The organism is Bradyrhizobium sp. GCM10028915 (assembly GCF_042666195.1).
In the GTDB taxonomy this organism is placed as follows: domain Bacteria; phylum Pseudomonadota; class Alphaproteobacteria; order Rhizobiales; family Xanthobacteraceae; genus Bradyrhizobium; species Bradyrhizobium canariense_D.
Map to the genome: position 1 here is coordinate 1 of NZ_JBHTFN010000030.1, position 9,945 is coordinate 9,945.

Annotated in this window: 7 protein-coding genes and 1 pseudogene; 5 read left to right on the forward strand and 3 right to left on the reverse strand. The window is 57.3% G+C overall.

From position 1 onward, the window contains the following. Positions 1 to 1,478: 1,478 nt before the first annotated feature. The 5 genes from ACFQX9_RS16660 (at position 1,479) to ACFQX9_RS16680 (ending at position 8,211) form a co-directional block, all read left to right on the forward strand. The gene (locus ACFQX9_RS16660) at positions 1,479 to 3,068 is read left to right on the forward strand and encodes an ABC transporter substrate-binding protein (protein WP_377789589.1); all 1,590 of its coding nucleotides are present in this window, start codon (positions 1,479 to 1,481) and stop codon (positions 3,066 to 3,068) included. Next, positions 3,065 to 4,042, forward strand: a complete 978-nt coding sequence (locus ACFQX9_RS16665; RefSeq protein WP_377789591.1) for an ABC transporter permease — start codon at positions 3,065 to 3,067, stop codon at positions 4,040 to 4,042. Before ACFQX9_RS16660 ends, ACFQX9_RS16665 begins: the two co-directional genes overlap by 4 nt. Next, positions 4,039 to 4,965: an ABC transporter permease gene (locus ACFQX9_RS16670; RefSeq protein ID WP_377789593.1), complete on the forward strand. Its 927-nt coding sequence runs from the start codon at positions 4,039 to 4,041 to the stop codon at positions 4,963 to 4,965. The genes ACFQX9_RS16665 and ACFQX9_RS16670 overlap by 4 nt, the downstream gene beginning before the upstream one ends. A 2-nt stretch (positions 4,966 to 4,967) precedes the next feature. Then, on the forward strand, positions 4,968 to 6,683 hold the full coding sequence (locus tag ACFQX9_RS16675; RefSeq protein WP_377789599.1) for a dipeptide ABC transporter ATP-binding protein: 1,716 nt from the start codon (positions 4,968 to 4,970) through the stop codon (positions 6,681 to 6,683). A 217-nt stretch (positions 6,684 to 6,900) separates the two neighbouring features. Continuing rightward, positions 6,901 to 8,211, forward strand: a complete 1,311-nt coding sequence (locus ACFQX9_RS16680; protein WP_377789595.1) for a CapA family protein — start codon at positions 6,901 to 6,903, stop codon at positions 8,209 to 8,211. Positions 8,212 to 8,472: 261 nt separating this feature from the next. On the opposite strand, the gene tnpB is transcribed toward ACFQX9_RS16680, so the two are convergent. The 3 genes and pseudogenes from tnpB to ACFQX9_RS16695 form a co-directional block, all read right to left on the reverse strand. Further along, positions 8,473 to 8,703 (reverse strand): IS66 family insertion sequence element accessory protein TnpB, encoded by a 231-nt coding sequence (gene tnpB / locus ACFQX9_RS16685; protein WP_377789597.1) that lies wholly within the window; start codon positions 8,701 to 8,703, stop codon positions 8,473 to 8,475. Between the two features lie 423 nt (positions 8,704 to 9,126). Beyond that, entirely contained in the window at positions 9,127 to 9,291 is a 165-nt protein-coding gene (locus tag ACFQX9_RS16690) for a transposase domain-containing protein (RefSeq protein ID WP_377789601.1), read from the reverse strand. A 69-nt stretch (positions 9,292 to 9,360) separates the two neighbouring features. Next, a pseudogene (locus tag ACFQX9_RS16695) lies at positions 9,361 to 9,702 on the reverse strand (transposase); the annotation flags it as partial. Positions 9,703 to 9,945 lie beyond the last annotated feature (243 nt).

Below are 9,945 nucleotides of genomic sequence, written 5' to 3' on the forward strand. Positions count from 1 at the left end.
GTGGCTTCCGATGAACACTTCGCCCCGTACCAGCACATGCTCGGTCCAGGGCAAGCCGCGCTTCGACTTCCTGCCTCCAACGGGATAGGCGTCGGCGTGGCTGCCGTCGCCGCCGATCACAGGAGCACCACGCGCAAAAGGGCCTCGATTGGTGTGGGCAGCGGCGAGACCGTGTTCGTCTCGTGCAGCATCATCGTGATCACGAATTTCTGCGCCATGCCTCAGTTTCCCGTTCCCGAATTCGCGACGATCCCCCTCCACAGACGTCCAGCCCTGCTGGAAATCCATCGTTGGCCCGCTCTCGGCTCGCTCGGGCATAGCAACCCCGCAGGCACGGCAAGATACATTCGGGCCGCGGGGTTTTTGGGCGAAGTTCATCCATCAGCGCTGGATTGCAGCCAGGCTGCGGCGCCTTGCGCTGGAATTGATCGATAAGGGGCGGCGACACCTGGGCGGGAACGAGCTGCCGGCGCTGATCGATGATCCGCGGGGTGCGATCTCTACCGCGAAGGCACTTTACGCGACCGAGCGCGTTGGACCTTAGCCTTGATGGGCGCAGAGCGCCGTGCGCGAATGCTGTAGAAAGCAACCGGCGGAAGAGCCGATCTGACGCGCCGTGGCGGCGAAAGAGGACAGAGGCGATTGCCGCCCGATGGGCAGCCTCATCCGGTAAAAAATATTGGAAACACCGACGGACTTCTTGCCGTTGGGGCTGAACCACAACGAAAATTGATGCAGAACAACCTATCGGCGCAGAATGGCCGTAGTCCACAGACCAGCCGCTCCTCCACCGCCGTCAGGCCGGGCCGCGCGGGGACTTTGGCGCATGCGGCCGGTCGGCTACGGCGCTGCGGCCCCCAACGCCGGATCGAGGTCTCGCCGACTCCGAGCTCGGCCGCCAATTCCGCGACTGACCCTCTTACTGCGCTGGACGTAGGCTCGCGTCTTCGGCGTAGTCGCAGCGTTGGCGTGCAGGCTCGGCTCCATGATACGAGGCGCTTACTTGCCGCTGGTTCAGGTGTCGCACTTACCGACTCGACCAATGGCGCCACGGGGTCCCGAAAAGCGGAACGCATTCTTTCCAAGGGAACTTCTCCCGTACGTCTTGCTCCACCTCTGCCGCGGATCGGCGCCCTCGCGCGGGGATTCCGAGAGCCACACGAACCGGCCGCATTCAGCATCCACCTGCGGGACTTCCTTGAAGCGGCAAGGTTCGGCCTGCCATAATTAGCTGCCGAGCGACAGCTAGTCGCCTTTCGCCCCGGGCCTAGAGGTGGGTTACGACCGGGAGAGACGCGCTAGCCGCTGGCTACACCGAGATCCGGCGTCATTGCGGCGAAGTTTGCATAATCTCTGCAAAAATCTGCTTGAATTCGCGGACGACGACCGACACCAAACGGGCAAACTGCAGCAAAACAAAAAAGGCTCGACCCACACAGATTTTGTCCCAATCAGCTGTCCAGGGGAAGGAAATGTCAATGCTCAAATATATGGCGCGTCGTGGGAGCGTGCGCTTTGCACCCTTCGTGGGCGCGGCGGCGCTGCTTGCGATTGCTTCTTCCGCGAATGCGGAAACGCTGAAATGGGCTCGCCGTTTAGATGTTCAAACGCTTGACCCGCATGCGTATAACGAGGGCACCACCTATACGTTTAATCAGCAGATCTATGAGCCCCTCGTGTCACGAGACGATGATGGCAAGCTCATCGGTGTGCTGGCGACAGAATGGCACATGCTCCCCGAACGGCCTGACATATGGGAGTTCAAGCTTCGCCAGAACGTCACCTTCCACGACGGAGCTCCTTTCACGGCAGAAGACGTTGTATTTTCGATGCGACGAGCCATGGCGCCGACGTCGAACATACGCACATACGTAAAAGCGATCGAGTCCGTCGTCGCAAGGGATGCCGATACCGTGCAGATCAAGACCAAGGCCCCTAGCCTCCTGATGGCGGAGAATCTGACTGCCGTCTTGATAATGAACGAAGCTTGGGCCCAGAAGAACGATTCCGTGGCCCCGCAGGACTATATGGCGAAGAAAGAGAACTATGCGGCGCGCCATGAAAACGGCACGGGCGCATACCGGCTCGTCAGCCGCGAGTCCGATCGCCGGACAGAACTGGTGGCATATGATAAGTACTGGGGTATCGGTCAATTCCCGCTGAGCATCGATCGAATTATCTATACCCCTATCCAGTCGGACGCGACACGCGTATCCGCCTTGATCAGCGGCCAGGTCAATTTTCTGCAAGACGTTCCTCCCCAGGATGTTTCGCGCCTCGAACAGAACCCCGATCTGCGAGTAGTTAAGGGCCCTGAATCCCGTACTGTTTTTCTTGGCGTCAACATGGGGGAGGATAAACTTACAAGCGGAAACGTGAAGGGGAATCCCTTCGCGGATAAGCGGGTCCGTCAAGCCATGAATATGTCTATTGATCGTCAAGCCATCCAGAAGACGATCATGCGGGGTCAGTCCATCCCGCTTGGGACGATCCTTCCGCCATCCGTCAGCGGCTTTACTCAAGAATTGGGAAGAATGCCGAAGTTCGACGTCGCAAATGCGCGGCAGCTCATGATGGAAGCGGGCTACGGCGATGGTTTTTCTGTAACCCTTAATTGCACCAACGATGGCATGGTTAGCGATGAACGCATCTGTGAGGCGCTGGTGGCGATGCTGGCGAAGATTGGCATAACTGTACGCCTGGACGTCCAGCCCTCCGCCGCAGTCTGGCCACTGGTTCTTCACCGGAAGACCGACTTCTACCTGATGACTTGGGGTGGGTTCAATTCTCAAATCTTTTTTGAAAACCTTGTTCACTCTCGGGGCACTTGGGCTGGGGTTAATTTCAAGAACCCAGAGATCGACGCGAAAATTGATTCGCTTAGCTCGGAGGCCAGCATTGATAAGTACAACGCCACCGTCGCTGAAATCTGGAAGGTCGTCCAGGACGAGTGTTTCTATCTTCCGATTCACGCGCAAATGTTAGCGCGTGCAATGCAGAGCAAGATTCACGTCACATCACACGTCGGCAACATGATCTATGTAAAGAACGTCAAGGTAGATAAATGACTGGCTTCTTCCTGCGCAGACTGGCGTCTGTTTTTCCGGTGATGCTGGTCACGGCCTTCCTGTCCTTCGCCGCCTTTCATTTTATCGGTGATCCGCTGCAGAACATGCTGGGGCAGGAGGCCAGCGCGCAGGACCGCGCACGCTTGGCGGCCGAACTGGGTTTCGACCGTCCCTTTTACATCCAATTCCTCCGGTTCGTCGGCTCTGCACTTCAGGGTGATTTTGGCATTTCCACTCGCGTGGGACGGCCGGTGTTGGATCTAATCCTTGAACGGCTGCCTGCGACACTCGAACTAGCGCTACTGTCGTTTTTCTTCGCGATGTCGGCAGGCATTGCGCTCGGGGTGATGACGGCGTTGCGCCCGAGCTCCACACTGTCTCGGATGAGCATGACTGGCTCGCTGATTGCGGTATCGCTACCTAACTTTCTGATCGGCATCGGCCTGATCTATGTCTTTTCGATTAAACTTGGGTGGCTGCCCTCATTCGGGCGTGGCGACACAGTAAAGTTCGGCTGGTGGACAACTGGATTACTGACCAAAAGCGGTTGGAAGGCCATTCTCCTGCCGGCAGTTTCACTGGCAGCTTACCAGCTTACGCTGATCCTGCGACTGGTTCGCGCTGAAATGCTTGAAGTTATGCACTCCGACTACATTCGGTTCGCGAGAGCGCGGGGCTTACCTAAGCGGCTCATCTATTTCTCGTATGCATTGAAGAACACCATGGTCCCGGTGGTCACGGTTGCAGGCCTGCAGTTAGGATCGATTATCGCGTTCGCGGTAGTAACGGAGACGGTGTTCCAGTGGCCCGGCGTCGGGCTGCTCTTCATCAATTCGATTCGATTTTCAGATGTGCCGATCATGGCAACATACCTTCTCATTGTGTCGTTTATTTTTGTTGCCATCAATATGGTGGTGGATTGCATCTACTACCTCTTAGACCCTCGTTTGCGCGCGGTAGGGGGCATCAAATGAAGAGATTGACCAGAAAGTTTGCGGTGCTGTTCGGTTCAGATATCGGTCACTCCTACTTGCGCTCTCCCGGGGCACTTTTCTCGACGTTGGTCCTGCTAATCCTCATTGCTGCTGCCTTGGGCGCCCCTCTGCTGGCTCCCCAGAATATTCTCGACCCGCGCACATTCGACCTCTTATCGGCAAACACACCCCCGTGGAGCGCAAACGCTCCTAGCGGGCATTTTTACGCTTTTGGCGCAGACGACCAGGGTCGCGATGTTCTCTCAGCGACTCTTTACGGAACGCGAGTTTCCCTTCTGGTGGCCCTTGTCGCTGTCCTGTTGTCCATGTCGATCGGCGTCACACTAGGTCTGATATCAGGGTATTTCGGCGGGCGTACCGACGCGGCAATCATGCGTATTGCAGACGTTCAGTTGTCTATCCCTGCGATCTTCATTGCTCTGTTGATTTCGGGCTTGTCTCGAACGCTTTTGGCTCCCGGAGTTCGCGATACACTCGCGATCTACATGGTCATTTTGGCCATTGGAATTTCCGGATGGGTCACCTACGCACGCACGGTGCGCGGCGCCGTCATGGTGGAAAAGCAGCGCGAATATGTCCAAGCTGCGCTAATGATCGGGCTGCCCACGCGCACGATGCTTCTGCGGCACATCCTTCCAAACGTGCGCCGTCCCATTCTCGTTATCGCAACAATCTCGCTTGCGCTTTCCATCATTACAGAAGCCACTTTGTCCTATCTCGGCGCGGGCCTGCCTGCCACGCAGCCCTCTCTGGGAACGTTGATACGCAGCGGTCAGGACTTTCTGTTCGCGGGGGAGTGGTGGATTCTATTTTTTCCTGCCGCAACACTCCTGATGCTTGCGCTCGCAATCAATGTTCTGGGGGACTGGTTGAGGGATGTGCTGAACCCGAGGGGCGTTTGAACATGACATCCGGCCCTCCCGTTCTTTCAATTCGCGGGCTCTGCGTCGACTTTCCAAGCCGTCATGGCACGCTTCATGCCGTCCGCGATGTCAGCCTCGAGATAGCACCTGGCGAAATACTTGGGATTGTCGGCGAGTCCGGCGCAGGCAAATCGACCGTCGGGGCGGCGATCACCGGCTTGCTCCAGGCTCCAGGACTAATTACCGCGGGCGAACTTCGGCTTTCCGGCGACATCATCGCTGCGCGAGACGTCACAGCTATGCAGGCGTTGCGAGGAAGACGCATCTCGACCATTTTCCAGGATCCATTGACCAGCCTCAATCCACTCTTCACGATTGAGAGGCAACTGGTTGATACGATCCGAGCCCATCGGGCTCTGTCACGGGCTGAAGCGCGAGCCGAGGCGGTGCGTCAGTTGGAGGCCGTTGGAATCCCTGAACCCGCCCAACGAGTGAAGAACTGGCCGCATGAATTTTCGGGCGGCATGCGACAGCGCGCGGTCATCGCGCTCGCCCTCTGCTCGCAACCCGAACTAATCATCGCGGACGAGCCGACGACTGCACTCGACGTGACCGTACAGGCACAGATTTTGAAATTAATTCAGAACTTGGCTCGTGAACGTCGGGTAGCGGTGATGCTCATTACCCACAACATGGGAGTTATTTCCCAAGTCACCGACCGTGTCGCGGTAATGAAGTCAGGGGAAGTCGTTGAGCTAGGAAGGACGTCGACAGTACTTAGTCGTCCACGTCACGAATACAGCCAAGCGTTGCTGTCGGTCGTTCCGCGTGGTGACGTGAAGCTTAGTCGTTTTCCGGTCGCTGGGATCGGTAGGAATATCGATGCCGCCATGAAGTGGTTGCTGGAATCTAACTCGCAGCACGGCTCTGGAGGTGCTGATACACTTGTGGAGCTGCGCCGAGTCAATCGGGTTTTTGGAGTTCCGCGGCTGTTTGGAAGCGTGACGCACGAGGCATTCAAAGCATTGGACAATGTGAGCCTATGCATCCGCCGCGGAGAGGTGATGGGGCTTGTCGGCGAATCCGGGTCCGGGAAAAGCACGATCGCCAGGATTGTCGCTGGCCTTAACCCTCCGAACACCGGTGAACTGCTTTTCAATGGAAAGGATGTCTACGCCGCGACGTTCGAGGAGCGCCAACATATCCGCCGCCAGACTCAGATGGTGTTCCAAGACCCATACTCGTCTCTAAACTCGCATATGCGGGTGGCAGACATAATCATGGAGCCAATGATTCACTTTGGACTCGCAAATAATAGGCAACTGGCAGAACCATTAATGTTGGAACTCCTGAACGCTGTCGGGTTGGAAGCAAGCGCGGCCCGCCGATATCCGCATGCGTTTTCAGGCGGCCAACGGCAACGCATTTCAATCGCCCGTGCCTTGGCTAGCCGTCCGAGCTTTCTGATTTGTGATGAACCGACGTCGGCATTGGACGTCTCAATTCAGGCCCAAATCTTGAATCTTCTGAAAGACCTTCAAGAAAAGCTATCGCTGACGATGCTGTTTATCAGTCACGATCTGCCTGTGGTTCGTCAAATGTGCGACAGAGTCACGGTGCTGCAAAAGGGGCAAGTCTGTGAAATTGGGGAGGCGGAAGACGTGTTTAATCATCCGCGACATCCTTACACCGCGTCGCTCCTCTCGATGATACCGAGCATGCATCGTCCTATCGAGCTCATCCAGGCGACGTCCTAAGGTACGTATCGATCGAGCTGGCTCGTGATGCTTAACGACCTAACGCCCCATATTCGTAGGCTCCTGCAGCCTCTCTCAAGTTGCTGCGTTAATAGAAGCAGCCAAATTCTTCCGCAGAGACAATCAATCCTCCTAGTCCAACCCAATCGCAAGTCCATCGCGCACAGGTTCCCCCTAGAACGACCAACCCTCTCAAACCGATCCGGAGACCTAAGCTATGCTCCAAAAACTTCCACGCACCGCTATCGACATTTTTCGCGCGAGTCCCGAAGTTTTGGAGACTATTCGGAAGGCCAAGCTATTCGGCTGGTGGGATCATCCGCTCGAGGGTGCCGCCACGGACGGGGCAGAAATGAATGACATTGATCGCGCGTACTGGTTTTACAAGTGCGCTAATCCCATTACGCGAACTTCAAAGGAGGTCTCTGATGCGCTCTTTTTGAATGATAGTTCGATCGTCAAACTGCCTGATCGGTTCGAAAAGAGCAAATCAGTGACCATGAGCGCGGTTGGAGACTTGATCCAGGCCAATGGACTAGAATACTCCAAGGACCTACTCTTCGACGGCGTTGAGGATGTTGTTTTTGGGAAAGACATATCGTTCGGCAACTATGAGTCTCCTGTGGCAGAAGAAGCTGTCGTCAGGGATGCTATAGGAGACGGCCGTTCAGCCACGATGTGTTGCTCGGCCGCCCAATATTCGGCGCTGACGCAGCATCTGGGGAGGCACTTTTCAGTACTCAACCTGGCGAACAATCATTCACTTGACCTGGGCATTGAAGGGCTCCATGCCACCAAAGATATCTGCTCGCAGAACGGAATTCTAGATATTGGCGCACCGCGACGTGCCGAAGAGTATGGCAAAGGTCGGCTTCTTACCAAACAAGGAATCAAGATAGGGTTTGTGTCGGCCACTTTTGGTCTTAATGGCCGCCAACTGCCGGACGGTCATGGCCATCGAGTCCATGTTTCAAGGCTCGTCTCGAAACACGTGCCAGCTGACTTGGAGCTTCTTAAATCACAGATCAGAGATTGCAAGGAGCAAGGCAGTGACTTCATCGTGGCGTCCGTCCATTGGGGTTTCGAGCATGAGTTTTTTCCTAGACTTTCACAAATTGAGGCCGCCCATGCATTGGTTGAGGAGGGTGTCGATCTACTGCTTGGACATCACCCGCACGTGATTCAGCCGGTCGAATATTACAGAACACAAAGGGATCCGAACCGTGTGGCCACCATTGCGTACTCCTTGGGAAGCTTGACTTGGGATTGGTGTACGGCACCACATCTCATTCTGAGTATAATTTTGGATATCGAGTTGGCCAAAGGCCAGATAGATGGCACAAATCGTACTTACATCGGGAAATGCGAGGTCGTCCCGGTCTTCCGAAGCATCTTCTACCGCGGTGACAAGAAACTGATGCGCATCGAAAAACTACGACAGCACATCGCCGCCGAGACCAACGGAGTAGGCGGCTTGAAGGAGATGGAGCACTACGTCAATCTGATTTCCGGCCAAGCTGGATCGTGACTGCCACCGTCTCGATTGACTCACATTCAGTGTTCGTATGACCTGATCGCGGGGCCGCTAGCACGCTCAAGGCTCGTCGCGTTGGGCGGAGCCGTGCGGTAGGTAGCCTAGGCTACCGTGCGGCCGTCGCACATCTCGTTTCCTCTTTACTGAACCAGACCACGATCGTCTCAAAGCACTGAGCGCGCTGGTTAGTACCTCGCTTGAGGTCGACCATGTTGCGCAGCGGCTTCGATCGCCCACCGATTCACAATGTCGCGTTCAGCCCGCGGCCTGCAGGCGCCACGTCCGTTGCGGCGGCCGCCGGCCGATGCCTTGAACAGGTATCCCCAGCTGCGCCGGCGTGATCGTCGCCGTCTGCTCGGAGCCTTCGCGCGGAGCCGTCGAGGGCCAAACGAAGCGGCCGCGCTCCAGCCGCTTGGCGTAAAGGCACATGCCTTGTCCGTCGTGCCACAACACCTTGATCAGCGAGCCACGCCGACCGCGGAACACGAACAGGTTGCCGTTGTGCGGATTGCGATGCAGCGTCTCCTGACCAGTAGCGCCAGGCCGTCAAAATCCTTGCGCATATCGGTGTGACCTGTGGCAAGCCGGACCTGTACGCCGCTCGGGACAGGGATCATCGCCGTCCCGTGTCCCTGGCCAGCGTCTTGATGATCGCCGAGACCGTTGCCGGATCGGCCGCGCCTGCGATCCGTACCGTATGCGGGTTCCGCTCGCGAACTCGACCTCGATCATGCTCGAAGCCGCCGCATCTGGTACAACAGCCGCCGGCGCAAACCCCGGCGTCTCGCGCGCTGGCCCGCACAGTTGCTGCCGCCAGCGAAACAATTGGCTCACATGAATCCCGGCCGCCCGCGTCACCTCAGACCCTCAGACGCTACGGCACCGGCTTCGATCGTAAGCGCTTAGCCGTCACCCTATGGACGCAGGCTTGACCGCTTTGCGGAATCGCCACGGCATGAGGTCTTCGATTCTGCTATGGGGATGGCCATCGATAATGGCCTCGAGTGTTTCGGCGATGTAGGCGGCCGGGTTGACGTCGTTGAGCTTGCAGGTGGCGACGAGCGACGCAAGCAAGGCCCAATTTTCAGCCCCGACCTCATGCCCGGCGAAGAGAGCATTTACTGGCCGGATGGCGTTCTCGACCGGGTTCGTGTCGAGCTCGAGGCGCCCGTCTTCGAGGAAGCGGGTCAGCCCCTGCCAATGATTGAGCGCGTAGCGGATGTCCTCGGCGAGCGTCGAGCCACTGGAGATCATCGACAGCTGTTTCTCGAACTAAGGCTTTAACGCGGCGACCATGGGCAGCGAGTGCTCCCTGCGCGCGGCCAGCCGGATGTCCGGCGATGAGCCGCGGACCATGGCTTCGATGGCGTAAAGCTGTGCGATGTGCCGAACGGCGGCCTCGGCGATCGGCGATTTGCTCTTGCGGTGCGGGCCAGTTTGACGAAGCGCCGCCGCAAATGGCTCCAGCAATGCACGAGTGTCCATGGCCCCTGCGGTCGAGCGACTTCGGTCAGCCGGTCATAACCTGCGTGTTTCGCGGGATCGTGAGCACCGGATTTCACCGCATGGTGAGCAACGATTTCAGAGGATCGTGAGCAGCGATTTCAGGCGATCGTGAGCACCAGTTGGCGGTGCCGGACGCTTCGGCCGACAACTCAACCGGGCTACGGGTTTCTCATTCAGCCAATGAGGAAGCCTGATGCCTACCCAGAGATTGTCGATGCGCCG

Bases quoted from the DNA above. Each gene is read 5' to 3' on its own strand.
- ACFQX9_RS16665 (WP_377789591.1), top strand. From the start codon at position 3,065: ATGACTGGCTTCTTCCTGCGCAGACTGGCGTCTGTTTTTCCGGTGATG.
- ACFQX9_RS16670 (WP_377789593.1), top strand. From the start codon at position 4,039: ATGAAGAGATTGACCAGAAAGTTTGCGGTGCTGTTCGGTTCAGATATC.
- ACFQX9_RS16675 (WP_377789599.1), top strand. From the start codon at position 4,968: ATGACATCCGGCCCTCCCGTTCTTTCAATTCGCGGGCTCTGCGTCGAC.
- ACFQX9_RS16660 (WP_377789589.1), top strand. From the start codon at position 1,479: ATGCTCAAATATATGGCGCGTCGTGGGAGCGTGCGCTTTGCACCCTTC.
- ACFQX9_RS16680 (WP_377789595.1), top strand. From the start codon at position 6,901: ATGCTCCAAAAACTTCCACGCACCGCTATCGACATTTTTCGCGCGAGT.